This is a genomic window from Exiguobacterium acetylicum DSM 20416, from assembly GCF_000702605.1.
Classification (GTDB): Bacteria; Bacillota; Bacilli; order Exiguobacteriales; family Exiguobacteriaceae; genus Exiguobacterium_A; species Exiguobacterium_A acetylicum.
This window is the reverse complement of the sequence record NZ_JNIR01000001.1, coordinates 2,690,045-2,716,096: the sequence shown is the minus strand read 5'-3', so window position 1 is coordinate 2,716,096 and position 26,052 is coordinate 2,690,045. Positions and strand designations below refer to the sequence as shown.

General features: G+C 47.3%; 28 protein-coding genes. 25 read left to right on the top strand and 3 right to left on the bottom strand.

Annotated features, from left to right (window positions below):
• The first annotated feature begins 38 nt into the window (after positions 1-38).
• Genes mnmG through P401_RS0114305 form a run of 4 tightly spaced genes read left to right on the top strand, consistent with a single transcriptional unit; the run spans position 39 to position 4,344 of the window.
• Positions 39-1,928: a tRNA uridine-5-carboxymethylaminomethyl(34) synthesis enzyme MnmG gene (mnmG, locus tag P401_RS0114320; protein ID WP_029343026.1), complete on the top strand. Its 1,890-nt coding sequence runs from the start codon at positions 39-41 to the stop codon at positions 1,926-1,928.
• A gap of 5 nt (positions 1,929-1,933) precedes the next feature.
• Positions 1,934-2,650: a 16S rRNA (guanine(527)-N(7))-methyltransferase RsmG gene (gene rsmG / locus P401_RS0114315; RefSeq protein ID WP_023469858.1), complete on the top strand. Its 717-nt coding sequence runs from the start codon at positions 1,934-1,936 to the stop codon at positions 2,648-2,650.
• Positions 2,651-2,698: 48 nt separating this feature from the next.
• Positions 2,699-3,541, top strand: coding sequence for a nucleoid occlusion protein (gene noc, locus P401_RS0114310; RefSeq protein ID WP_029343025.1), 843 nt, complete (start codon positions 2,699-2,701; stop codon positions 3,539-3,541).
• A gap of 38 nt (positions 3,542-3,579) precedes the next feature.
• Positions 3,580-4,344 (top strand): ParB/RepB/Spo0J family partition protein, encoded by a 765-nt coding sequence (locus P401_RS0114305; protein WP_029343024.1) that lies wholly within the window; start codon positions 3,580-3,582, stop codon positions 4,342-4,344.
• 36 nt (positions 4,345-4,380) lie between these two features.
• Here P401_RS0114305 and yyaC read toward each other — a convergent pair whose 3' ends face one another.
• A complete protein-coding gene (yyaC, locus tag P401_RS0114300; RefSeq protein ID WP_034786343.1) occupies positions 4,381-4,998 on the bottom strand; it encodes a spore protease YyaC in 618 nt (205 codons plus the stop codon).
• Between the two features lie 183 nt (positions 4,999-5,181).
• Between yyaC and P401_RS0114295 the strand changes: the two genes are divergently transcribed.
• From P401_RS0114295 to P401_RS0114200, 20 genes are all read left to right on the top strand, one after another.
• On the top strand, positions 5,182-6,111 hold the full coding sequence (locus tag P401_RS0114295) for a mechanosensitive ion channel family protein (RefSeq protein ID WP_023469854.1): 930 nt from the start codon (positions 5,182-5,184) through the stop codon (positions 6,109-6,111).
• Positions 6,083-6,271, top strand: a complete 189-nt coding sequence (locus tag P401_RS0114290) for a DUF951 domain-containing protein (RefSeq protein WP_023469853.1) — start codon at positions 6,083-6,085, stop codon at positions 6,269-6,271. Before P401_RS0114295 ends, P401_RS0114290 begins: the two co-directional genes overlap by 29 nt.
• 228 nt (positions 6,272-6,499) lie before the next feature.
• The gene (gene ychF / locus P401_RS0114285) at positions 6,500-7,600 is read left to right on the top strand and encodes a redox-regulated ATPase YchF (protein WP_029343022.1); all 1,101 of its coding nucleotides are present in this window, start codon (positions 6,500-6,502) and stop codon (positions 7,598-7,600) included.
• Between the two features lie 120 nt (positions 7,601-7,720).
• Positions 7,721-8,008, top strand: coding sequence for a 30S ribosomal protein S6 (rpsF, locus tag P401_RS0114280; protein WP_023469851.1), 288 nt, complete (start codon positions 7,721-7,723; stop codon positions 8,006-8,008).
• 23 nt (positions 8,009-8,031) lie between these two features.
• Positions 8,032-8,550 (top strand): single-stranded DNA-binding protein, encoded by a 519-nt coding sequence (gene ssb / locus P401_RS0114275; protein ID WP_023469850.1) that lies wholly within the window; start codon positions 8,032-8,034, stop codon positions 8,548-8,550.
• A gap of 43 nt (positions 8,551-8,593) precedes the next feature.
• Positions 8,594-8,824 (top strand): 30S ribosomal protein S18, encoded by a 231-nt coding sequence (rpsR, locus tag P401_RS0114270; protein ID WP_023469849.1) that lies wholly within the window; start codon positions 8,594-8,596, stop codon positions 8,822-8,824.
• A gap of 134 nt (positions 8,825-8,958) precedes the next feature.
• The gene (locus P401_RS0114265; RefSeq protein WP_029343021.1) at positions 8,959-10,944 is read left to right on the top strand and encodes a DHH family phosphoesterase; all 1,986 of its coding nucleotides are present in this window, start codon (positions 8,959-8,961) and stop codon (positions 10,942-10,944) included.
• A complete protein-coding gene (rplI, locus tag P401_RS0114260; RefSeq protein ID WP_023469847.1) occupies positions 10,941-11,384 on the top strand; it encodes a 50S ribosomal protein L9 in 444 nt (147 codons plus the stop codon). Before P401_RS0114265 ends, rplI begins: the two co-directional genes overlap by 4 nt.
• A gap of 19 nt (positions 11,385-11,403) precedes the next feature.
• Positions 11,404-12,756, top strand: coding sequence for a replicative DNA helicase (gene dnaB / locus P401_RS0114255; protein WP_023469846.1), 1,353 nt, complete (start codon positions 11,404-11,406; stop codon positions 12,754-12,756).
• Between the two features lie 211 nt (positions 12,757-12,967).
• Entirely contained in the window at positions 12,968-14,260 is a 1,293-nt protein-coding gene (locus P401_RS0114250; protein WP_029343020.1) for an adenylosuccinate synthase, read from the top strand.
• A 261-nt stretch (positions 14,261-14,521) separates the two neighbouring features.
• Positions 14,522-15,229, top strand: coding sequence for a response regulator YycF (gene yycF / locus P401_RS0114245; protein WP_023469844.1), 708 nt, complete (start codon positions 14,522-14,524; stop codon positions 15,227-15,229).
• 2 nt (positions 15,230-15,231) lie between these two features.
• Positions 15,232-17,082, top strand: coding sequence for a cell wall metabolism sensor histidine kinase WalK (gene walK, locus P401_RS0114240; protein WP_029343019.1), 1,851 nt, complete (start codon positions 15,232-15,234; stop codon positions 17,080-17,082).
• Positions 17,079-18,395 carry a two-component system activity regulator YycH gene (gene yycH / locus P401_RS0114235; protein WP_023469842.1) on the top strand — a complete coding sequence of 439 codons (1,317 nt, stop codon included), beginning with the start codon at positions 17,079-17,081 and terminating at the stop codon, positions 18,393-18,395. Before walK ends, yycH begins: the two co-directional genes overlap by 4 nt.
• A gap of 6 nt (positions 18,396-18,401) precedes the next feature.
• Positions 18,402-19,238, top strand: a complete 837-nt coding sequence (locus tag P401_RS0114230) for a two-component system regulatory protein YycI (RefSeq protein ID WP_029343018.1) — start codon at positions 18,402-18,404, stop codon at positions 19,236-19,238.
• 10 nt (positions 19,239-19,248) lie between these two features.
• A complete protein-coding gene (locus P401_RS0114225) occupies positions 19,249-20,040 on the top strand; it encodes an MBL fold metallo-hydrolase (protein ID WP_023469840.1) in 792 nt (263 codons plus the stop codon).
• 106 nt (positions 20,041-20,146) lie between these two features.
• Entirely contained in the window at positions 20,147-21,436 is a 1,290-nt protein-coding gene (locus tag P401_RS0114220; RefSeq protein WP_029343017.1) for a S1C family serine protease, read from the top strand.
• Between the two features lie 145 nt (positions 21,437-21,581).
• Positions 21,582-21,743, top strand: coding sequence for a CxxH/CxxC protein (locus P401_RS18370; protein WP_023469838.1), 162 nt, complete (start codon positions 21,582-21,584; stop codon positions 21,741-21,743).
• Between the two features lie 72 nt (positions 21,744-21,815).
• A complete protein-coding gene (rlmH, locus tag P401_RS0114210) occupies positions 21,816-22,295 on the top strand; it encodes a 23S rRNA (pseudouridine(1915)-N(3))-methyltransferase RlmH (RefSeq protein ID WP_023469837.1) in 480 nt (159 codons plus the stop codon).
• Positions 22,296-22,471: 176 nt separating this feature from the next.
• Positions 22,472-23,239, top strand: coding sequence for a hypothetical protein (locus P401_RS0114205; RefSeq protein ID WP_029343016.1), 768 nt, complete (start codon positions 22,472-22,474; stop codon positions 23,237-23,239).
• Between the two features lie 25 nt (positions 23,240-23,264).
• Positions 23,265-24,323 (top strand): hypothetical protein, encoded by a 1,059-nt coding sequence (locus P401_RS0114200; RefSeq protein ID WP_029343015.1) that lies wholly within the window; start codon positions 23,265-23,267, stop codon positions 24,321-24,323.
• Positions 24,324-24,735: 412 nt separating this feature from the next.
• Here the strand turns inward: P401_RS0114200 and P401_RS0114195 are convergent, their stop codons facing one another.
• Complete coding sequence (locus P401_RS0114195; RefSeq protein WP_029343014.1) at positions 24,736-24,975, bottom strand: hypothetical protein; 240 nt, start codon at positions 24,973-24,975, stop codon at positions 24,736-24,738.
• Positions 24,976-24,990: 15 nt separating this feature from the next.
• On the bottom strand, positions 24,991-25,611 hold the full coding sequence (locus P401_RS0114190) for an HNH endonuclease family protein (protein WP_029343013.1): 621 nt from the start codon (positions 25,609-25,611) through the stop codon (positions 24,991-24,993).
• A gap of 192 nt (positions 25,612-25,803) precedes the next feature.
• Between P401_RS0114190 and P401_RS0114185 the strand changes: the two genes are divergently transcribed.
• Positions 25,804-26,001, top strand: coding sequence for a hypothetical protein (locus P401_RS0114185; RefSeq protein WP_029343012.1), 198 nt, complete (start codon positions 25,804-25,806; stop codon positions 25,999-26,001).
• Positions 26,002-26,052: the final 51 nt, after the last annotated feature.

The following is a 26,052-nucleotide window of genomic DNA, read 5'->3' as shown; positions in this document are numbered from 1 at the left end:
GACGACTGCGTGTGGAATAAGAAGGAGGAACCAGTACTATGGCTTATCAAGCAGGTGAATTCGACGTTATTGTCGTCGGAGCCGGACATGCCGGCATCGAAGCCTCTCTTGCTGCGGCACGAATGGGCTCGAAAACGGTCATGTTGACAATGAATCCCGATATGGTCGGATTCATGTATTGCAACCCGTCAATCGGTGGTCCAGCAAAAGGGATCGTCGTCCGGGAAATCGATGCGCTCGGTGGTGAAATGGCACGTGCGATCGATGCAACGTATATTCAAATGAAAATGTTAAACACGTCAAAAGGTCCTGCCGTGCGTGCATTACGGGCACAGGCGGATAAATTCGAATACCAAAACCGGATGAAAAAAGCGCTCGAGGATGAGCCGAATTTGCTTTTACGTCAAGCGCTCGTCGAACGGTTGTTAATTGACGACGAAGGACGCTGTGTCGGTGTCGTCACGAATACAGGGGCAGAGTATCGGGCAAAAGCAGTCATCATCACGACCGGAACGTTCATGCGCGGAAAAATCATCATCGGTGAATTGTCTTACGAGAGTGGTCCGAACAATCAGATGCCGTCGATCAATCTATCGAAACATCTTGAAGAACTCGGATTCGAGCTCGCACGCTTCAAAACAGGGACACCACCACGAATCGACGGGAAAACGATCGATTATTCGAAGACCGAGATTCAACCAGGTGACGAAGTGGCACTTCCATTTAGTCATGAAACGACTCAGATGATCACGGAACAAATTCCGTGCTGGTTGACGTATACGACGGAGTATACGCATCAGTTGATTGATGCGAACTTACACCGCTCCCCGATGTTCTCTGGGATGATCAAAGGAACAGGTCCACGTTATTGCCCATCGATCGAAGATAAGGTCGTCCGGTTCAACGATAAACCGCGTCACCAAATCTTCCTTGAGCCAGAAGGTCGCGATACGGAAGAAGTCTACGTCCAAGGGTTATCAACAAGCTTGCCGGAAGACGTCCAACACGATATTCTCCGCTCGATTCCAGGGCTTGAGAATTCTGAAATGATGCGTCCTGGTTATGCGATTGAGTACGATGCCGTTGTTCCGACACAACTCTGGCCAACGCTCGAGACAAAACGGGTTCCTGGTTTATTCACAGCGGGTCAAATCAACGGAACAAGTGGGTATGAGGAAGCAGCGGGGCAAGGAATCATGGCAGGGATCAATGCCGGACTACAAGTCCAAGGCAAAGAACCACTTATCTTGTCACGTTCACAAGGCTATATCGGTGTCATGATCGATGATCTCGTCACGAAAGGTACGAACGAACCATACCGTCTCTTGACGTCACGTGCCGAGTACCGGTTGTTGCTCCGTCATGATAATGCGGACCTTCGCCTATCGGAAATCGGACATGAACTCGGATTGATCTCGGAAGAACGCCAAGCGAAGTTGCTCGATAAACAAGAACAAATCCGTCTTGAGATGAAACGTCTTGAGAAGGTCGTCATCAAAGCGACAGCGGACGTGAATGCACAGCTAGAAGCAATTGGTGCATCACCACTTAAGGAAGCGCTGCATGCGATCACGTTGCTGAAACGCCCGGAAATTACGTATGCGATGATCGCGCAGATGACACCACCGGAAACACCACTGTCTGCAGAAGCAGCAGAACAAGTCGAAATCCAAGTCAAATATGCCGGCTACATCGATAAACAACTCGATCAAGTCGAAAAAATGATGCGGATGGAGCAAAAACGGATTCCGGATCGTCTCGATTACGATGCGATCAGTGGATTAGCGATTGAAGCGAAACAAAAACTAAACCAAGTGCGTCCGCTCTCGATCGGACAAGCATCCCGGATCTCAGGGGTTAACCCGTCTGATATCTCGATCCTGCTTGTCTATATCGAACAAGGCCAATACGCATTGACTGCGGAGTGAACGAGATGAACCAACAGCAATTCGTAACAGCATTGGCAGCACAGGGACTTGAAGTCTCAGAACATCAGTTGCATCAATTCAAACGGTATTATGAACTGCTCGTCGAGTGGAATGAAAAGATGAACCTGACAGCGATCACGGACGAAGAAGATGTCTATCTCAAGCACTTCTACGATTCGATCACAGCAGCGTTCTATTTCGATTTCACGACGGTCACGACGGTTTGTGATGTCGGAGCGGGCGCTGGTTTCCCAAGTCTGCCGATCAAGATCATGTTCCCACATCTCCAAGTGACGATCGTCGATTCACTCAACAAACGAATCGGCTTCCTCAATCATTTGGCGACGGAACTCGGACTCGAAGGTGTCGCGTTCCATCATGGACGCGCCGAAGAGTTCGGTAAAAATAAACAATTCCGTGAACGGTTCGACGTCGTGACAGCACGTGCGGTCGCTCGGATGTCCGTTCTCGCGGAATATTGCCTACCACTTGCGAAAGTCGGGGGACAATTCGTTGCCTTGAAGGCAGCGAAAGTCAGTGAAGAGCTCGAGGATGGTGCGATTGCCTTAAAAGTACTCGGTGGGAATTTACGGGAAAGTTTCCAGTTCCAATTGCCAGGCGAGGAAAGTGAGCGTAATATCGTTATTGTAGATAAAAAACGAACAACACCCGGGAAATATCCGCGTAAAGCGGGTACGCCTGCGAAAGATCCATTAAGCTAAACACCGTTTCACGTGAAACGATGACTGATAAAGGTGAGGTGCGCCAACGTGAGAAATGCAATTGCCAAGCTGCTCGGTAAGGGAGGGCAACCTGCTACGATCGAGCTTGACCCACAAGAGACGGTTCAGGAATTACCATTGACAGAACTTGTCGCAAACCAGTTCCAACCACGGACAGTGTTTGATGGGGACCGAATTGAAGAGCTAGCCGTTACGATCGAAGAGCATGGATTACTCCAGCCGATCGTCGTTCGAAAACAAGGAACAGGATACGAAATCATTGCGGGAGAACGACGATACCGGGCAGTGCGCTCGCTTGGCTGGGAAACGATTCCTGCCATCGTCAAAGAGATGACGGACGAGACGACTGCTTCACTGGCATTGATTGAAAATCTGCAACGCGAAGATTTGACACCAATCGAAGAAGCAGAAGCCTATGAGCGCTTGCTTGCGTTACAAGACATCACGCAAGAAGTGTTAGCTCGTAAGCTCGGACGTAGTCAATCGACGATTGCCAACAAATTGCGTTTGCTTCGATTGCCAACGGATGTCCGGGAAGCGTTGAAGCAACGGACGATCACGGAGCGTCATGCCCGTGCGTTATTACCGCTCAAGGATGAAGCGCTACAAGTAACGGTACCTGCTGAAATTCTGGAACGGGAATGGAACGTCAAGGAGACGGAGCGCCGGGTGGAACGATTGATGACACCACAGCCACCGAAGAAAAAACGTCATAAGAGCTTTGCTCGGGATACACGGATTGCGTTGAATACACTTCGTGATTCCGTCGATATGATCGAGCAGACTGGATTGACGATCGAAAAAGAAGAAGTCGATTGTGAAGAATATGTAGAGGTGCGGATTCGCATCGTGAAGGCACGTCCGGAATAAACGGTCGTGCCTTCCGCTACGTTTAGGAGAGAAGGCAAGTGAACGAATTACCTGTTCGGGCGATTCGCCCGAATCCGACTCAACCTCGGAAACGATTCAATGAAAAAGCACTAGAAGAGTTAGCCCAATCGCTCGTTCGTCACGGTATGATCCAACCGATCGTCGTTCGACCACGAGATGGCTATTATGAGATCATCGCCGGTGAACGACGGTATCAAGCAGCGAGTCGCGCGGGATTTGAACGTGTGCCGGTCCTCGTGATCGAAGCAGACGAGACACGCGTGATGGAACTCGCACTGATTGAAAACATCCAGCGAGCGGATTTATCGGCGATTGAAGAAGCGATGGCGTATGCGGAGATGATCGAGGAATTCGGCATCACGCAAGCAGAGCTTGCGCAACGTGTCGGCAAAAGTCGTTCGCATATCACGAACAGCCTTCGATTATTGCAGTTACCGCTGCTCGTCCAACAGGCCGTCATGGATGAGCGGTTATCGATGGGGCACGCCCGCGCCCTCCTGTCGCTGAAACATCCAAAGAAGATTGAACAGATGGCAGAACGTGTCATGGCTGAGAACTGGAATGTTCGTCGGTTAGAACAGGCACTTCGGGAACGGAAGGAATCCGTCCGTCCGCAACAAGCGACCGCTGTGCAATTCGTCGAAGAATCACTTCGCGAAAAGTACGGTGCGATGGTTCGGATTAAACAGGGCAAACAAGCAGGAAAACTCGAAATCGATTTTACAGATGAAGACGACCTTAACCGGTTGCTCGACTTGTTATTACCTGAATCAGATCAATAAAAAGAAGCGTTCCGGTGACGGTTCGCTTCTTTTTGATTACATCGAACGTGGGGTGAAGGAAATCGTCGTCCGCGTCGATTCAGCGGACAGTTTCGCATCGAGCATGTGGAAGCTATTCGCGACGAGTTCGGCTAACTCATAAACCAGATGTAAGCGTGTATTTTGGAGAATCATCATCTCCATGAACCCACTGACGTTGACGACAGCTTTGATGTTGAAGTCACCGACTGCAGGTAATTCTTTTTGGACTCCAGCTCCTGGCGCAAGTGGACCTTCTGAGAAGAAGACATGTCCAACACTTGAAAGTCGACCGAGACACGCATCGATTGCGATGACAAGTGGACGGTAATGGGTTGTTTGGATCGAGTGAATCGTTTCAGCGAGATTCAGTGCATGGACGGGTTTCGCGAGTGTACCGTAGACGTGGAGATGAGCAGGTGCTTGCTTTTCAAGGAATGTTCCGACAAGTGGACCGAGTGAGTCGCCCGTCGAACGATCAGAACCGATGCAGACGAGTACGATAGGACGTTTTTCTTGGACAGCGGAGATTTGTTCGAATAGTTGTTCGGCTAAGCGTTCTTTCGCGAACGGTTCCGTATATTCTAAAAAGAAAGAATAGGGCTTGGGCTCGTGCGAATGAAAGCGGAAGTTCATCGAAATCATCCTTTCTTCTCTTGGTGTCGGTGTCGTGGTGGGTTGGCAAGAGTGAAGGGTTCTTAGATGATTTTCCTTTCCCGGTTTTTCCGAAAATCTAACGTCAAAATCGGCTCTTTAGTTGAAACTCAACTAAAATCACGTATACTGTCGTAATAGAGAGAACAAGAAAGGATGGAGAGAATGGCTACCAATCAAGATGTACAAGAATCCGTCGCCCAAGTCGATAAACTCATCAATCAAGTAATGGATGCGGATATGTGGATTCGTTTTGGAATGAAACTGCTGATTGCGCTCATCATTATCGCGGCGTTCTATGTGTTAACGCGCGTTTTGACTGGGGCAGTCTCACGTCTCTTTACGATCAGGAAAATCAATGAACAGGATTACTTGGCACAACGTCAGAATGAGACGCTGCTGAAGTTGCTACAAAATGCAATCCGCTACGTACTTGGAATCGTCATGTTGTTGACGGTACTCAGTCAGTTCGGAATCAACATCACTGGTCTTGTTGCCAGTGCCGGGATTGCTGGTCTTGCGATTTCATTTGGTGCGAAGAACTTGGTGCAAGATATCATTACCGGAGCGTTCATCATCTTCGAACGCCAGTTTAAAGTCGGAGATTATGTACGCGTCGGTGTGATCGAAGGTGTCGTAACGGAACTCGGTATCCGAACAACGAAACTCAAAGGGCTCAACGGGGAGATTCACATCATCCCGAACGGTCAGATTTTGCAAGTGACGAACTATTCGGTCGACAACAGCTTTGCGCTCGTCGATGTGCAAGTCTCCTATGACGAAGATCTCGAACGCGTCGAACAAGTCTTACATGAGATCGCGGACCGGACGACGAAGAAGTATGTCGATATGTTCGTCGAACCGATTCAAATGCTCGGCGTCCAGACGCTTGGTCCTTCTGAAGTCGTCTATCGTTTGATGGCAGAAGTACCACCGATGCAACATTTCCAAGCTGGTCGTCTGATCCGTAAGGAATTGAAGCAAGGACTAGAAGAAGAGAACATCAAGATCCCGTATCCACGGATGGTCATGATGAATCCAGAACAAAAGAATGGTGGACAGACGGATGATTCCAAAAACGTATCAACTCCATGATTATGTTGAGATGAAGAAGCAGCATCCATGTGGAACGAACCGATGGCAGATCATTCGGGTCGGCATGGATATCCGAATCAAATGTCAAGGTTGCGGGGCAAGCATCTTGATGCCACGTCGTGATTTTGATAAACGATTGAAAAAAGTCTTACCAGAGTGATGAAAAGCGGATCTGATCCTCGTGATCGGAACCGCTTTTTGATTGTCTTTTGTAAACAGGGCAGTTGCTTTCGTTTAAGGCGGGATTAAAAAAGACGGTCGAGCTCCTTGCTTAAAAAAATTGAACTATCTATAATTGTGAAAGATGTGCTGACGTGGTGTAATCATTCTACCCACTGCGGCCGCTAGCACGGATTTCCTAGGAAATACCGAAAAGGAGGAATTCCAAGTGGGATTAACAGCAGGAATCGTTGGCTTACCAAACGTAGGAAAATCAACACTTTTTAACGCCATCACACAAGCAGGTGTCGAGGCAGCGAACTACCCGTTCGCAACGATCGACCCGAACGTCGGTGTCGTTGAAGTACCAGATGCACGTCTTCGAAAATTGACGGAACTCGTCAACCCGAAAAAGACGATCCCGACAGCATTTGAATTCACGGATATCGCAGGTATCGTGAAAGGGGCATCTAAAGGGGAAGGGCTCGGAAATAAATTCCTCGCAAACATTCGTGAAGTGGATGCGATCTGTCAGGTCGTTCGTTGTTTCATTGATGAAAACATCACACACGTTTCAGGAAAAGTATCACCAATTGATGACATCGAGACGATCAACCTCGAATTGATCCTCGCTGACCTCGAGCAGGTCGAAAAGCGGATCCAGCGTGTCCAAAAACAAGTCAAGTCACGCGATAAAAACGCAGCGGCTGAACTTGAAGCACTTGAAATCGTGTTGGCATTACTCGAAGACGAGAAACCGGCACGTCTCGCTGAATTGAACGAAGATCAAGCAGCAATCGTTAAGCACTTCCAATTGTTGACGATGAAACCGATGCTTTACGTCGCGAACGTCGGCGAAGATGAAGTTGCAGATGCAGACAGCAATGAGAACGTGCGTCTTGTTCGTGAGTTCGCAGCTAAAGAGGGTGCAGAAGTCATCGTTATCTGTGCCCGGATCGAAGAAGAGATTGCGGAGCTTGAGCCGGAAGAACGTCAAGAGTTCCTCGTTGATCTCGGAATCGAAGAGTCAGGTCTGGATCAATTGATCCATGCGGCGTACAGCACGCTTGGTCTTGCGACATACTTCACAGCAGGTGAAAAAGAAGTACGCGCTTGGACGTTCAAAAAAGGGATGAAAGCTCCACAATGTGCGGGTGTCATCCACTCGGACTTCGAACGCGGATTCATCCGTGCAGAAGTCGTCGCATATGAAGATTTAGCAGCTGCAGGCAACATGACGACCGTTAAGGAACAAGGACGTTACCGTTCAGAAGGTAAGGAATATGTCTTCCAAGACGGCGATGTCGTCACATTCCGCTTCAACGTCTAATCGAAAACGAATCGTTATTGCATAAAGCAAAATACTTTGGTAGTATTAACGAATGTGAGTAATGAATTATTGCTCCTTGCTCGAACATTCGAGCCGCCAGTCCAAGAGGAGGTGACAGATATGCGTAAATACGAAGTACTTTACATCATCCGTCCGGAACTTGATGAGGAAGCACGCAAAGCAACAGTGGAGCGTTTCAACAAAGTCCTCACTGATAACGGTGGTACAGTTGATAAAACAACTGAAATGGGTAAACGTCGTTTCGCTTACGAAATCAATGATATGCGTGAAGGGTTCTACGTTCTTCTTAACGTTTCTGCTGAACCAGCAGCTACAAAAGAACTTGACCGTCTCATGAAGATCAGTGACGATATCGTTCGCTTAATGATCACAAAAGACGAGAAATAAGCTGAAACAGGAGAGTGATTCTGATGATTAACCGCGTCGTTTTAGTCGGTCGGTTAACTCGTGACCCGGAAATGCGTTATACGCAGAGCGGGATTGCGGTAACGCGATTCACACTCGCATGTGACCGTCCTTTCACAGGGCAAGATGGGAAGCGAGAAGCTGATTTCATCGATTGCGTCGTTTGGCGCAAGCAAGCAGAGAACGTTGCTCAGTATTTGAAGAAAGGTAGTCTTGCTGGTGTAGAGGGTCGCCTCCAGATTAGCAGCTACGACGATAAAGAAGGGCAACGCCGTTATCGTGCGGAAGTCGTCGCTGATAGCGTCCGCTTCCTTGAGTCACGTAACGCGAGCCGTTCTTCGGATGGTAGCGAAGGCTACGCTTCATCTACTGGTGGAAACGGGAATGCTGCAGGATGGGGTTCACAGCAACAGCAGAACAACTCTTCCTCGCCAGCACCCGCTTCATCGAATTCGGGCTTCGGCGCTGATCCGTTCAGCGGTGGTAGTTCGATCGACCTTTCAGATGACGATCTTCCGTTCTAAGGAAATCGTCCTGAAAAATTTAACTTAAAAGGAGGTTAATCACATGGCACGTCGTCCAGGTGGAAAACGTCGTCGTAAAGTATGTTACTTCACGTCGAACCACATCACTCATATCGATTATAAAGACGTAGAACTTCTCAAACGTTTCATTTCGGAACGCGGTAAGATTCTTCCACGTCGTGTGACTGGTACTTCAGCGAAATACCAACGTCCACTTACAATCGCAATCAAACGCGCACGTCAAATGGCTTTAATCCCATACGTGGCTGACTGATTTCGTAGCACCATCCTCATGCGTGAGGATGGTGCTTTTTTTCGCTTCCCTTTCATCCCCTCCTGCTTTTCGGTTATAATAAACAAGTTACTAAAAATTTAAATGAACCCAACAGAGCATATAAGGAGGACACGATGGAGTCAGGTCAACAAGTATCACCGGAACGAGAACGACGCATCGTTCGCTTCATTCCGTATCTATTAATCGTCGGTCTGCTTCTCGTCGTCGCTGTACGTGAACCGATCATCTCCGCTATCGGAGCCGTCGTGACTGCCCTCCTCTTCGGATTGCATCTATACGAAGAACGTCGTGCACGCAGGGCGTGGGAGACGTATGTCGCCGGGATTTCGATGCAAGTCGAAGAAACGGGGCAAGACGCGTTGACGAACATGCCAATCGGGATCTTACTATACGATGAGGAAACCCTCGTCACCTGGTTCAATGATCCGATGCGGGACATCTTTGATGATGTAGCGATGGGACAGACGCTCAATGAGCTCGATCCTTTATTCATCGAGATGGTCGCGACGAACGAGGACCAAGCGACGCTTGAAATCGGTGATGCCGTGTATCGCGTCTTTTCAAATCATGAGAACCGGACGTTTTATCTGTTCGATATGACGGAAGAAGCGCAAGTTGAACAGCAACTCGTCGACAATCAGACGGTCATCGGTGTCATTTATCTCGATAACTACGATGAGATGACACAAGGTATCGAAGATCAGTTACGTAGTGAGCTGAACAGTCGGGTTACTCAACTATTGAATCACTGGGCAGCTGAACACGGAACGTATATCAAACGGACGGCGTCCGATCGGTACTTCATCGTCACGACAGAAGAGAATCTACGGATTCTTGAACGATCGAAGTTCACGATTCTTGATATCGTGCGCGAAGAGACGAGTCAACGAGGCGTCCAGTTGACGTTATCAATCGGAATTGGTTGCGGCAGTGATCCGATTCCTTCGCTTGGTCAGATGGCTCAGTCGAGTCTCGATCTCGCACTAGGACGGGGAGGCGACCAAGTCGTCATCAAACGCGACGGAAAAGTCCGCTTTTATGGCGGAAAGACGAATCCGACGGAAAAACGGACGCGCGTCCGGGCACGGGTCATTGCCAACTCGCTTCGTGACTTGATGCAGGAATCAAGTCGTGTCCTAATCATGGGTCATAAGAACCCGGATATGGATGCACTCGGATCAGCAATCGGCATTTTGAAGCTTGCGGAAATGAACGATAAGGAAGCGCATATCGTCTTACCACCAGAAGAAATCGGTCGTGGGATTCGCCGGATGATGGACGAAATCGCTGAAGTACCACAACTCGAGACCCGGTTCGTCAATGCGTTTCAAGCGGATCAATTAATTGACGATCAGACGTTACTCGTCGTCGTCGATACACATAAGCCGTCACTTGTCGTCGTACCGACGTTACTCGATCGATTCGAGCATATGGTCGTCATCGATCATCACCGGCGCGGTGAGGATTTCATCGAAGATGCGGTTCTCGTTTATCTCGAGCCGTATGCTTCTTCGACATCAGAACTCGTGACTGAGCTGATCGAGTACCAGCCGACGAATCAGAAGCTATCGATGCTTGAAGCGACGGCGTTACTCGCCGGAATCATTGTCGATACGAAAGGATTTGCCCTTCGGACCGGCTCGCGGACGTTCGATGCTGCATCTTACTTACGTTCACAAGGAGCTGACACGGTGCTCGTGCAAGAGTTCCTCAGTCAGGATCTTGAAACGTACGTTGAGCAGTCACATATCCTCGAGCGGTCCGAGGTCTATACGAAAGGGATGGCGATTGCGACAGCGGAACCTGGTGTCATTCACGATCAAGTCTTGATTGCACAAGCGGCCGATCAATTGTTGTCGCTTCAAGGCATCCGTGCCGCCTTCGTCATCGCGGAACTGCAAGATGGACGGACGGCGATCAGCGCCCGTTCGCTCGGAGAGGTCAACGTCCAGTTGATCATGGAGACGCTCGGTGGCGGTGGTCACTTGACGAATGCGGCGACGCAGATGTCAGAATCGGTCATCACGGTTGCCGATGCATTGCGCAAAGCGATCGATCGATATCTAGAAGATGAGACAAAAGGAGAGGAATCAGAATGAAGGTTATTTTCTTACAGGATGTAAAAGGACAAGGTAAAGCAGGAGACGTCAAAGACGTGGCCGATGCTTATGCAAATAACGTACTCTTCAAGAAAAAGTTGGCGCGCCCTGCGACGACTGGAAACTTGAAGCAACATGAAGCACACGAACGTAAAGCGGCAGAAGAAGCAAAACAGAACTTGCTTGATGCGCAAGCGTTAAAAGAGAAAATCGAAAAAGAGACGATCGTCGTCTCGACAAAAGCTGGTGAAGGCGGTCGTGTCTTCGGTTCGGTCACAAGCAAACAGATCGCGGAAGCACTCAAGAGCATGGGTTACAAGATCGATAAACGCAAAATCGAGCTCGAGCACCCAATCAAGGCACTCGGCTTTACGAAAGTTCCATTGAAGTTACACAACGAAGTGACAGCGACGCTGAACGTTCAGGTCAAAGAGGCGTGAGTAGAAAAGGGGACCGGTGATGAGTGAAGTCATGCAAAATATGCCTCCCCAAAGTATCGAGGCAGAACAAGCCGTCCTAGGGGCGATCATGATTGATGCGGATCGTTTGATCAGTGCATCGGAACGTTTGTTACCGCAGGACTTTTACCGTGCCTCTCACCAACGGATCTTTGAAGCGATGCTCGTGTTGTCCGACCGAGGCGAAGCGATCGACCTCGTCACGGTGACAGCCGAGCTCAGCACGCTTGGGATCTTAGATGAGATCGGTGGTCTACCGTATCTAGCGGAACTGGCTGAAGGTGTACCAACTGCAGCAAATATCAATTATTACGTCAACGTCGTTGACCAGAAGTCGACGCTTCGGCGTCTCATTCGGACAGCAGGCGAAATCGTCACTGACGGATATGAACGGCAAAATGAAGTCGATGTCCTGCTGAATGAAGCAGAACGGAAGATTCTCGAAGTATCGCAAGGAAAAGGAAGCGCGAGCTTCATTCCGATTTCGGACGTTTTGACGAGTGCCTATGCAACGATTGATAAATTGCATAAGCAAAGCGGTGAGACGACGGGGATTCCGACGGGTTTCCAGGATCTCGATAAGATGACGGCTGGGTTCCAGCGCAACGATTTAATCATCGTTGCAGCACGTCCATCGGTCGGGAAGACGGCGTTTGCCTTGAACATCTCGCAAAACGTCGCGACACGTGCTGACGAGAACGTCGCCATCTTTAGTCTTGAGATGGGTGCCGAACAGCTTGTCATGCGGATGCTCTGTGCCGAAGGAAACGTCGATGCGCAGCGTCTGCGGACCGGTCAACTCGAGGAAGAGGACTGGGGCAAGTTATCACTTGCAATGAGTAATCTGTCTCAAGCCGGTATCTACATCGACGATACACCGGGTATTCGGGTCAACGACATCCGGGCAAAGTGCCGTCGTTTGAAGCAGGAGCATGGTCTTGGAATGATCATGATCGATTACTTGCAGTTGATTCAAGGGAATGGTCGCTCAAGCGACAACCGTCAACAAGAGGTTTCGGAAATTTCCCGTTCCTTGAAATCGCTCGCGCGGGAACTCGAAGTCCCTGTCATCGCCTTATCGCAGCTCTCTCGTGGTGTTGAGAGTCGTCAAGATAAGCGACCGATGATGTCGGATATCCGGGAATCAGGAGCGATCGAGCAAGATGCTGATATCGTCGCCTTCTTGTACCGTGACGATTACTACAATAAAGAAACGGAAGATGCGAATACGATTGAGATCATTATCGCGAAACAGCGGAATGGTCCAACCGGTACCGTCAAACTTGCCTTCCGGAAAGAATTCAACAAGTTCGTGGATCTCGAGCCAAGCAACTCGTACGCGCCACCAGCTTAATCTAAGCTACGTTTTGTCTTCGATTAATCGGAGACAAAACGTAGCTTTTTTTATTTTCACCTAAAGATTCTCAGTTTATTCACCAAAAACGATAATTAAACGAACGAAAGAGAATTGTAACAATTAATTGTTCGGTATTTGGTTGACTTCTGTTTTTTATCGCGTTACACTTAGTCGTGGTTTTGAATCGTACGTGGAGGTGGATGATAAGATGTCATCAGTAGTAGTAGTCGGAACACAGTGGGGCGACGAAGGAAAAGGGAAAATTACCGATTTTCTTTCGAAACAAGCCGACGTCGTAGCACGTTATCAAGGTGGAGACAATGCAGGACATACGATCGTATTCAATAACGAGACGTACAAATTGCACTTGATCCCATCAGGTATTTTTTACTCGGATAAGAAATGTGTCATCGGGAACGGTCTCGTCGTTAACCCGAAATCACTCGTCAAGGAATTGAAGTATCTACACGATCGTGGTGTTTCAACGGATAACTTGTTAATTTCGAATCGGGCGCATGTCATCTTGCCGTATCATCAGTTGCAGGATCAGTTAGAAGAAGAAGCGAAGGGCGACGCAAAAGTCGGAACGACGCTAAAAGGAATCGGACCGTGCTACATGGATAAAGCCGCTCGCATCGGTATCCGGATGGCAGACCTACTCGACAAAGAAACGTTCGCTGAGAAGTTGAAGATCGTTCTCGACCAAAAGAACCGCATGTTCACGAAGATGTATGACGCTGAACCAATCGCGTTCGACGATATCTTCGAAGAGTACTATGCGTATGGACAAGAATTTGCGAAATACGTCTGCGATACATCCGTCGTCGTCAACGATAGCCTTGATCACGGCGAAAAAGTGTTGTTCGAAGGCGCACAAGGTGTCTTACTCGACCTTGACCACGGAACGTACCCGTTCGTTACATCGTCGAACGCATCTGCTGGCGGTGTCGCATCAGGTGTCGGAGTCGGTCCAGCTCGGATTGACCACGTCGTCGGTGTTTGTAAAGCGTACACGTCACGTGTCGGTGATGGTCCGTTCCCAACGGAATTGTTCGATGACATCGGTCATCAGATCCGTGAAGTCGGTCGTGAATACGGGACGACAACAGGACGTCCGCGTCGTGTTGGTTGGTTCGACTCTGTCGTCGTTCGCCACTCGCGCCGTACAAGTGGGTTGACGGATCTTTCGCTCAACTCGATCGACGTTTTGACAGGCCTCGACACGTTGAAGATCTGTACATCGTACGAATTCAACGGTAAACAGATCGATGAGTATCCAGCAAGCTTCCGTGATCTCGAAGCATGTGTTCCAGTTTACGAAGAACTTCCAGGCTGGAAAGAGGATATCACAGGGGTCCGTCGCTTTGAAGATCTACCGTTGAACGCACAGAACTACGTTAAGCGGATTGCGGATCTCACAGGGATCTCGCTCGTCACGTTCTCGGTCGGACCGGGTCGTGAACAGACAGTCGTCTTGCGTGATCTTTACGAAGAAGCATAAGTCTAAACAGCCTCTTGCCTCCCGCAAGAAGCATAAGTCTAAACAGCCTCTTGCCTCCCGCAAGAGGCTGTTTTTTGTGCGAAATGGTTCACAAACGGAAGCAAAAACAGGTATACTAAATACAGTGTTTCACGTGGAACCTCTCCCGTGAGACAACGAACAGCAGAGAGAGTGGCGCCGGGAGTTTCCGTCGCCACCTTTCTATATGCCGAAAAAACAGGTAAAATAGATTGAATAGAAATTTTTAAGGGGGCACACCCAGTGACGGAACGCAAAATTCTAGTCGTCGATGACGAGTTACCGATTGCAGATATACTCAAGTTTAAATTAGAAAAAGAAGGCTACCAGGTCGCGATCGCAAACGACGGCGTGGAGGCATTAGAAAAATTCGAGGAGTTCAAACCGGATTTGATGTTACTCGACATCATGCTCCCATTAATGGACGGGATGGAAGTCTGCCGGGAAGTCCGGAAGACTTCGAAGATTCCGATTATCATGTTGACAGCGAAGGATTCCGAGATCGATACGGTACTTGGTCTTGAGCTTGGCGCGAACGATTATGTGACGAAGCCATTCAGCTCGCGCGAGTTACTTGCCCGCGTGAAAGTCCATTTACGCAACACGAGTCCGGAAGCTACACCACAACCGGTTGGACCAGGTCCACTCAAAGTCGGGGAACTGTATATCGATACGAATTCGCATACGGTGACACGGAAGGATCAAAAAATCGAGCTGACGCAGCGTGAGTTCGAATTGTTGCACTACCTCGCGAAAAATATCGGTCAAGTCATGACACGTGAGCATTTGTTGCAAACGGTCTGGGGCTATGACTACTTCGGTGATGTCCGGACAGTCGACGTGACAGTACGTCGTCTCCGTGAGAAAGTCGAAGATAACCCAAGTACGCCGGTTTACATCATGACGCGTCGTGGTGTCGGCTATTATCTCCAAGACGGGGAGAATGAATAACGATGTTAAAAGGAACGAACTTCTTTAAATCCATCCAATGGAAACTCGTCGTCATCTATGCCTTATTGATTTTAGTGGCGATGCAGGTCATTGGCGTCTATTTCGTTCGTTCCCTTGAAAAGCAGTACATTACGAACTTCTCGAAGTCGGTCGAGGACCGAGCAGGTCTTGTCGCCTATAACGTCGGGAAGGAATTCGATAAAACAGGCGATGATGACGCCTCCAAGCGGCAGTTGTCCCAATCACTAGGGCAACTGCTGTCTGAGTTTAGTAATGGCTCCACCTCAAGGAACGACATCCTCGAAGTCCAGATCATTGACCAGGACTCGATCATCCAAGCGACATCGGATAACGAGAACCAATCAGCAGTCGGACAACGGGCGACGAATTCACTGATTAAAAAAGCGCAGGCAACGAGCTCGACCCGGACGGACACCGTGCTTGATCCAGAATCAGAGGATAAGATCCGGATCTTTGCCGTACCGGTTACCTCGGAACGAGACGGCGTAACGACCGGTATGATTTATGTTCGCGCCTCGATGGAGTCAATCTATTCGCAGATGCAACAGGTTACGCGGATTCTTGCGACCGGAACGGTCATCGCCCTCGTCATCACGTCGATTCTCGGTGTCTTGCTGTCGCGGACGATCACGCGTCCGATTTCCGATATGCGGCGTCAAGCGATCGAGATGCGACGCGGGAACTTCTCGCGGAAGGTTAAGGTCTATTCGGACGATGAGATCGGTCAGCTCGCTCGTTCGTTCAACGAATTGACGGATGAGTTACTCGAAGCAAACGCGACGACGGAAGCCGAACGGCGGAAGTTGACGAGCGTCCTTGAGAACATGACCGATGGCGTCATTGCGACGGACCGGACGTTGCGCGTCATCTTGATGAACGATCAAGCGAAGGATATCGTCGGTGCGGACGATGCGAGCGTCGTCGGAACGAACTTGAAGGACTTACTGGCACTCGGTGACGATTTCATGATTCCGGAAGACGGTACGATGCCACCGCGTCTACTTGATTTCAGTAGTGAGGATGAACTGTTCCTCGTCCGGGCATTCTTCTCGCCCGTCAAGAAACACAGTGGTCCAATTACCGGGATGATCGTCGTCCTGCATGACGTCACGGAACAGGAGCAAGTCGAACAGGATCGTCGCGAATTCGTCGCGAACGTCAGTCACGAGCTCCGAACACCGCTGACGACGATGCGCAGCTATCTTGAAGCCTTGGCAGAAGGCGCGTATCAGGACGAGGAACTCGCACCACGTTTCCTTGAGACGACACAGAACGAGACGGAGCGGATGATCCGCCTCGTCACCGATCTCTTACAACTGTCGAAGATGGACAGTAAGGAATACAAAATGAATAAGGTCCGCTTCGATTACATTCAATTCCTGAATGAGATTCTCGATCGCCATGACATGACGAAACCAGAACGGATTCGTTTCCGTCGTAAGATCATGAAGCGGAAAGTCTACATCCGTGGGGATCAGGATAAGTTGATCCAGGTCGCAGACAACATCCTGACGAATGCAATCAAGTACTCACCGGAAGGCGGAACGATCACCGTCCGGACGATGCTCCGGGCAAAACGGATCGTCATCAGCATCAAGGATGAAGGTGTCGGAATCCCGAAAGCGAATCTCCAAAAAATCTTCGAACGCTTCTATCGTGTCGATAAAGCCCGTGCCCGTAAAATCGGCGGCACCGGTCTTGGTCTGTCGATCGCAAAAGACGTCGTTTCAGCACATGGTGGCGACATCTGGGCAGAAAGTGAATGGGGACGCGGCACGACGATTTACTTCACGCTTCCGTATGAGGTGATCGAAGAGGTGGATGCCGGATGAAGAAACAACACTGGAGTTCGCTGTTACTCGTCCTGCTTGTCGCCGGTTCGATCGCTCAGACAGCGATGCTCTGGACCTATCATCCAAGCAGTGAATCAATCGAGCGGGAACAGGTCTCGTTCAACGAGATCGATGCCTCAAAGACGATTGAAAGCAACCAACTGATCAACCCGGAACTACTCGTCTATTCGGACCAGGAAGGGATCTATCAGACACAAATCATCGGTCGGACCTTCCTTAACCGAATCGGTGCGTCGTTTAACATCGGTGTCCTTGTCTTGACGGATAAAGCGAATAACATCCCGGTCGGTGACCGGAGTGTCGAGATGATTTTCCCGACACCGATCAGTGCGACGATTCTTGAAGAGTTACTCGGCGAAAAACAAATCGCCTTCTCGGAACCGATCAAACGGCTCTATTTACTCGATTATGATGGACCAATCCTCCGTCTCGAGTCGGCGACCGGTCGCCTGAAGGACTTCAAGCTTGTCGGCGATGAGACGGTTTTGAAGCGACTGTTCGCGCATGATAAGAAAAAACCGATGACACGCGTCGAACTCAAAGGTGGCGATTATACGTATGTCGCGAGCGGTACGACGCGATTAGAGCAAGTCTTCGTCTATGACGAGGTCGGGCAATCGCCCAAACCACTCGATCGCATCCGGAGTGCCTTTTTCGCTGAGAACTCGAACGTCCAGCAAATCAAGAGTCGGGATGATCTCGACGTCTTGACGGACGGTGTCAGCGTTTCGACGTATGATCGAAACTACAATGTGTATCGTTTCAATACGTTATCGCCGAATACCCAAAGCTCGACGGTCGATTACAGCACGCTCGTCAGCTATGTCAACATTCATGGGGGCTGGCTCGATCAAGATACCCAACGCAGTGGCTTCCGGTATTACTTTGATCAGATGAGTAAAAAGAGTGAGGAACAGACGGCGACGTTCCGGTTGTACTTGAACCGGTATCCGGTATTTGGGGAGAGTGGTCCGCTGCTCGAACAGACGAAGTTCGATCTCGCGACACTGAAGATCATGTATGAGGAAAATCAAGTCCGGTCGCTCAGTCGTAGCATGCTCCGAGCGAAGCGGAAATTGATCCTTCGGGAAGAAACGGTGCCAGCTGTTGAAACGGTTCTCGAACGTCTGAGTCGTGCTGATCTCTTAAAAGAGATCAGTGGAATCCGGATTGGATATGAGATGACGTATAAGATTTCAACGAGCCGCTACGCCGTCTTTGAGCCGACGTGGTTCATCAAAATCGATGGCGTCTGGCAATCGATCAATCAAGCTGTCGGGAATGAGGGGTGAGGATGAATGGACTGGAGTAAAGCGAAGACCTTATTGATGCTGACCTTTTTGATCCTGAACGTCTACCTCGCCATTCAATTGATGGACCGGATGGTCGAGCCGCGGATCGTCGCGACGAGCGCGACCGGTAAATCGATCTTGAAGGATCGTCAAATCGATGAGAAGAAACTGCAGCCGGTCACGCGTGACATCGGTTATTTAACAGCCGAAGTCGACGCGCGGACGCTGGCGCCACTTGCGAGTTCACCGATTCGGGACGCGGTCGCCTCCGTCAAGAATGATGTCGAGTGGTCGGTCCGGTTAACGAAACCGTATCGACTCGATGCGAAGACGATGCGGGATTCCGCTTCATCGTTCGTTCAAGCATCAGTTCGATATGGTGCCGAATATACATTTTGGAAGTATGATAGTAAGTATCAGGAGATGACATTCGTTCAGACGTATAAGGGACAGCCGCTCTATTCGACACCACAGCAGTCGCGTGAGGACGATGCGATGATCGGACCGTCCCTGCTCGTCTTACAGCTCAACGATGCGAAGGAAATCGTCAGCTACAAACAACGCCACTTGAACAAGGTCGTCCGGCAAGCACAGGACGTGACGTTGTTATCGGCAAGTGAAGCGATCGTCCAGTTGTCGGAGCAAGGCTTGTTCCCGGCATCGAAGCGGTCGACGAGTCACAAGCTCGGTTATTTCTGTCTCGTCACGGAAGGCACGGAATCGGTCCAAATCTTGCCGCCGACGTGGCAAATCGAGCTCGACAACGAGGAAGTCTACTTCGTCAATGCGATTGACGGCGGTGTCCAGACCGTCGAACGATTGGATACAGTCTCAGAGAAATGAGGAATGCACGATGAGCCTACACTACAGCGTCATGGCCAGTGGCTCGACGGGGAACGCCCTCTATATCGAAAGTGAACAGACCCGCTTGCTCGTCGACGCAGGACTGACCGGCAAGGCGATGCTCGCCTTGTTCGACCAGATCGACCGGTCGCCGCATGGCATCGATGGTCTGTTCGTCACCCATGAACACTCCGACCATATCAAAGGCGTCGGCATCATGGCACGGAAGTACAATATCCCGCTCTATGCGAATGAAAAGACGTGGGCAGCGATGGAAGCGAAGATCGGTAAGATCGATCCGGCGCTGAAGTTCCTCTGGGAAGTCGGAGAGGTCAAGCAGTTCGGTGACATCGAAGTCGAATCATTCAACGTCAGTCACGATGCAGCCGATCCGATGTTCTTCCAGTTCGCCCACGAAGGAAAACGATTGGCGCACATCACGGATACCGGATACGTCTCGGACCGAATGAAAGGTGTCATTCGGGGCGCTGATGCTTATATCTTCGAAGCGAACCATGATATCGGCATGCTCCAGATGGGACATTACCCGTGGAGCGTCAAACGACGGATCCTCGGGGATTACGGACACGTCTCGAACGAGGACGCTGCAATCGCGATGAGTGAGGTCCTTGATGACCGGACGAAACGAATCCACATGGCCCACTTGAGCAAGGACAACAACATGAAGGAACTCGCCCGGATGAGTGTCTCCCAGACGCTCGCGAGCCGTGACGTCGATTTGAGTAAGATTCAGCTTCTCGACACGGATCCGGTCATTCCGACACCGCTCCTGAAGCTTTGATTATGGGAAATTACTGAATATGCTCAAAAGACCCCCACATTTGGCTCACTTGCCACGTGATGGGGGTATACTTGTGTAAAGAGAGTCATAAAGGAGGCGTATGTCGATGGATCGACCCGAAGAACCACGGAACGAATCCGAACGATACGAACAGTCATCCGATGAGAGCGGCTTCCCGCCCCGTCAACCGGCAACGAGCGAACCGGTCAGCCCTTATCGTGAACCATATGAAGAACAACCAGAACCACCGCGTCGTCGTGGTGCCGGAAAAGCCTTTTTCGTCGGTCTGATCGGCGGAATCGTCGGAGCCTTGTTGATCGCCCTCGTCGCGTGGCCGTTCGTCCGCGATGAGATGACGAGTCCGACTCCGGTTTCGTCGACGACAGCGGAACAGACTGCGACACAGACGACAGAGGCTGAAACCGACATCGTTGGTGCAGTCGGTAAGACGAAGGAAGCCGTCGTGAGCGTGACGAACCTCCAGAGCTCGTTCCAAGGAACCGATCAGGAAACGGGTGCAGGGTCCGGCGTCATCTATAAAAAAGACGGCAATAAAGCTTACGTCGTTACGAACTACCACGTCGTTGAAGGGGCGAGCCGCTTGTCTGTCACGTTATCCGACGGAACAGCACTCGAGGCAAAAGTCCTCGGCGAAGATCCGACGTACGATTTAGCCGTCCTCTCGATTGATTCATCGAAAGTGACACAAGTCGCAAAACTGGGGGATTCGGATACGTTACGTGCCGGTGAAACGGTGCTTGCGATCGGGAACCCGCTCGGGATTTTCGCGAACTCGGTCACGCGCGGTGTCATCAGTGCGCAGGAACGGACGGTTCCAGTTGATACGAACAAGGATGGACAGCAAGACTTCAACACGGAAGTCATTCAAACCGATGCAGCGATCAACCCGGGGAACTCCGGTGGAGCGCTCATCAACACAGCTGGTCAATTGATCGGGATCAACTCGATGAAGATTGCAGAAGCAAGTGTCGAAGGAGTCGGATTTGCGATTCCGATCAACGAAGCGTTACCAATCATGCGGGATCTTGAGCAAAACGGCGAAGTCGTTCGTCCACAGCTCGGGATTCAGATTCGCGACGTGCAGGAATTCCCAAGCGGATACCGGGAAGATCGTCTGAAATTACCGAATGATGTCACGAAAGGAATCGTCGTCGTTGGTCTAACACGTAACAGTGGAGCCGAAAAAGCGGGTATGAAGGCAAACGATGTCATCGTCGAGATCAATGGAAAAGCGATTGCATCGTTCGCGGACCTAAAAAGTGTCCTCTACCGAGATGCAAAAGTCGGTGAAACAGTCAAAGTCACGTTCTACCGGGGCGGTGAAAAACAGACAGCAGAGGTGAAGTTATCGGCCCAATCCCCAACAGTTCAGTAAGGCATCATTTGAAAAACCATCCACAGGTCCGACCTGTGGATGGTTTTTTTTGGTGAGGAAACCTGCGCCTTTTCCGGTCAGGAAGGTTGATATTTGTTATACTGGAAGCGGATAAATGTGGATAAGTGAAAGGAGGAGACCACCTGTGGATAAGTACGTTTGTTTAGAACATGTCGAGCTCGCGCTTGACGAAATCGTGGATGAAACAGAACAATACCCGATTCTCGATCAGCTAAATCCAGAAAAAAACATCACGTGTGAATACTGTGACGCACCGGCAACATATCTTGTGTCAAGTAAAAAATAAATATCAACATGTGGATTTGTGGATAACTCTGTGGATAACTCCTGAATTTTCTGTCAGAAAGCGAGAAAAAAGATGCAAATTACCATCATTACGGTCGGAAAGCTAAAAGAGAAGTATTTGAAACAAGGTATCGCCGAATATACGAAGCGTCTCGGCGCCTACTGTTCGATCCAAGAAATCGAGGTCGCGGACGAAAAGGCACCAGAGCAGTTGAGTGAAGCGGAGATGGCACAAGTGAAGAAAAAAGAGGGCGAACGGATTTTAGCGAAGATCGGACCGGACGTTCATGTCCTCGCACTTGCTATCGAAGGAAAACAACGGACGAGTGAACAGTTCGCAAAAGAACTCGATCAACTCGCGACATACGGCAAGAGCAAAATTGCTTTCGTCATCGGTGGATCACTTGGTCTTGCACCAGAAGTGATGCAGCGTGCAAATGATACAATCTCGTTTTCGAAGATGACATTCCCGCATCAGTTGATGAAGATGATTCTCTGTGAACAGATTTATCGGGCGTACCGGATTAATCGGAATGAGCCGTATCATAAGTGAAAAAATATATGCTTTAATTAAATAAGATGGAGCCAAATAAATAAAGTAATTTGATTCTTTTTAAAATAAGGATTTCAGATTACTTTATTTCTTAATATATTATTCAATTTATTTACTTTTTAATTCGAATTAAAGTATAATATTCCAATAAAAAAACTATATATAGGAGGAAAATAATGTTTAAAAATATGATATATTTTGATTCAAAAAAGGTAGCTGAATATAAAGCACTTCTTATAGGAGAAAAAAGTTTAAATGTAAAAAATATGAAAATAACTTCAACTAAATCAGTTAACGGAAAAATTCCTATAGTCTCTGGAGGAATGACAGGAACTAATGAAATGGAAGGAGAGCCAATAAATAGTTTAGTTTTGGATTGTAATGAATTTGAAGAATTATTACAAGAAAAGGACGGGGAGTATTTTTTTGATCTTGTAGAAAAAGATTACGATATTGAAACGATTACTAAATCGTCCATTATATCATTTGGAGGTTCATTAAGTATTCCGAATGAGTTTGACATGATGGAATTAATAACTCAATTTAAGCCTATAATAATGAATAGTTTAAATTTAGAAAGCACTCAAGAAGAAGAGGTTATTAAAAAGATTTTTGAAAAAGAAAATACAAAAATTCCAATATTCATTACAGATAGTACTTTAAATGATTGGATTGGATTTACAAAGTTAACTTCAACGGACTTAATAATTGGAATGGATGGACTAGAAGATTATGAAGAAGAAGAGGTTACTTTTATAGCAAAAATTATTTCTAAAAAATATTATAAAGATGAACCTATAGTTGTTTTTGATATTATGAAAGATTTACTTTCTATAAGTAGAGGATTAAGAAGACAATTGGGAAAAGATGAAATAGAAGGTGTCGAAAATATAAAATCTGCTAATAATACTTTGATTTTAGAAATCCTAGCTATTTATAGTTAAGATTCCATGAGGAGTTTTGTGAAAAATGAACTTTAATGTAAGTTTAAAAACTGATTTAATCACTTTATTTTCAATTTATTTACTGTTAAATATTTTATTGATAATAATTTGCTTCTTGATTTTTAAAGCTAATAAAGAATCTTCAGATACATCTAAAAATATCAATTCTTCTCAAATTATCAGTAAAAGAGATTTAGTATACTGGTTTATTTTTATACTATCATTTTCTATTTTAAATTTTACATATTATTATAAAGATCAGAATGAGGTAATTAGTCATTGGAGTTTCGCGGGAACTATTATTTCTATAATATTAGCTATAATTGCAATCTTATTTACTCTTTATCAAACTTTTTCTGGTGATTTATCTTCTCAAAAAGTATCTCAAGCAACCGAAAAATTAGATGAATTAACAAATAAAGTAAATATAGACGTAGTAAAAGAGTCTGTGGATAATATGAGTAAAGCATCAACTTTATTAGAAGTGGCAGTAAAAGGCTTCAAGTATCATGAAGAGATGTTAGAAAAAATGAATATTTCTTTAATCTCTTTAACTGAAATAAAAGAAGATACTAGTTCAAATTATTTAACTAATTTAAATACTAGTGCTGAAAATAACGATAGTGTTGAAAGAGATAAATACATTACAGAAGAAAATCTTCATAAATATTTATCAAATGATTTTAAGTCTTTGCCTTCCTATCCTAAATTATTTTTTTATTGTAGACTAATATTTATCAAATCTTTCAACGATAAACCCTTAAAAAAAGATAATTCGAAAAAATTATTGAAATTAATACAAGAAATTATATACGATTTTAGATTAGCTTCACTTCCTCAACATGATTTAACTCAATCTACAAAAGATAATTTAAAAGTGACAACTTATTCTGGAGTACTAGGTTCGTTTGGTGCAGTTAATGGTATTTTTAAAAGCCTAGGATTCGATGAACTATTTCTTTCACTTGATGAAGAAAAGCAACAGGAATTAATTTTATTATGTAAAGATCAAATTCATTCTAATTTCCAAGAAATTTTAGTGAAATTTGAAAAACAAATAGTAACAATGGATTTTGATAGCTAATTTAATTTACATTTAATAAAATAATTCTTTTGAATAATGTTAAAAGAAATTTGATAATAACTTTTAAACGGCTTGAGTCTCTATTTCTAAGGGAATCAAGCCGTTTAATTTATTTTCACTAGAGAATCAAAAGTATGGGAAATATTAGATTTTAATTTATTTAAAGGATTGTGAAAATTCTCGTCAATTTTAATTTGAACATGAGAACATTCTCAACAAATTTTAAAACTTAGATATCTCAAAAAGAGAAGTTCGTTGTGATTTTTTTATATTTTATAATACTTTAAAAATTTGTTCTTGTTGTGACTAAGATTTAAATTTAACTATTAGTATTGCTTTAGAAAATAGAGGTTACTATTTCGATTATGTAATTGTGTAAGTAACTAATATTGATTAAATACTGGCTTCTCCATTATGTTCGCTCTAGTACATTGACGAGCATCTGATGGATGACGTCATGATCCCGAACGTCATGGACACGGTAACTGCCGGGTAACGTATAGACGTCTATCGCCCCGACGTAAGCAATCTCCAATTCCAACGTCCCGTTCTCCTGACAGGTCGTCCGGAGTTCGAGTTCACCGCTGATGACACCGACTTCTTGCGTCATGACACCATGTGTAGCGGTAAAAGTAGAGGTTTTCGTTTCCATCGAATCGACTCCTTTTTAGTATGTACATGTGTTCAACATCGTCTGTAAGGCAGTTTTTTCACTTGATTGTAAGCTGAGGTTCCAACGACTCTTCGTATTGATCCACATCTTCGAGTAAGCGCAGCTCGCACCTGCCCGTGTCGGCTTCCATGTCGACGGATCCTGATCCCCTTTTGAACGGTTCGAGCTTGCAGAGACAGCGATCAATTGCGGACCTGTTAAATCGTTTGCGAATGCTTGACGAGTCGTTGTCGTCCAGCTGCTTGCTCCTGAGCGCCATGCTTCCGCAAGCGGTACGACATGATCGATGTCGAGGTCAGACGGATTCGTGAATGTCAGTCCGTCATAGTAACTATACCAAGAACCAGATGTAACGGGGCACGATCCGACATATGAATCAGCGTCACGTTTTAAGACGACTTGTCGTGTATCACAGCCGCCTCCTTGACTGCTCCAGTGCGGGAACAAATCACGCGAATAACCGGTCATGCTGCCTTCTGTTTTAACAGTTAAGGCATCGAGTTGAGACTGGGCCGTCGCTTTCGACGAGATACCCGACGGTAATGCGGAAACAGACGTCGTATCGAATTGGAAAGCGGTCAGGCAGACGAGCGTAGTGATGACGATGGACTTGATGGCTTTGAACACGTGTCATTCCTCCTATGTATGAGACGAGATGATGTGAAGACACCCTTCACAATTTTTAGTATGGCATCACTTATTTAGGAGAAAATAAATATCGTGTAAATGTTATTAAAATAAAATTTTTGTCATTATATAAAAGGGTCTGATGTTAGGATTTAGGTGGAGAAGAAAGGGGACTACATCATGAACGAACGAATCAGAGGATGGTTGATCGTGTTTGGTATCTTTTTAGTCGTAAGTGGCACGTTGATGGAAGCACAACGTTATTTCAACACAAAAGAACTAGATAATTGCATCGCGCAAGCTCGCGCTGCCCACCAGGAATATGAATATGAGATCGTTAATCCTGTCACACGCGCGTATTCGTTCCGTGCGCATTGATTTTCTAAAAGATGTCGGGTCATCTCGCATATGGTACGCTTTTCAGGAAGC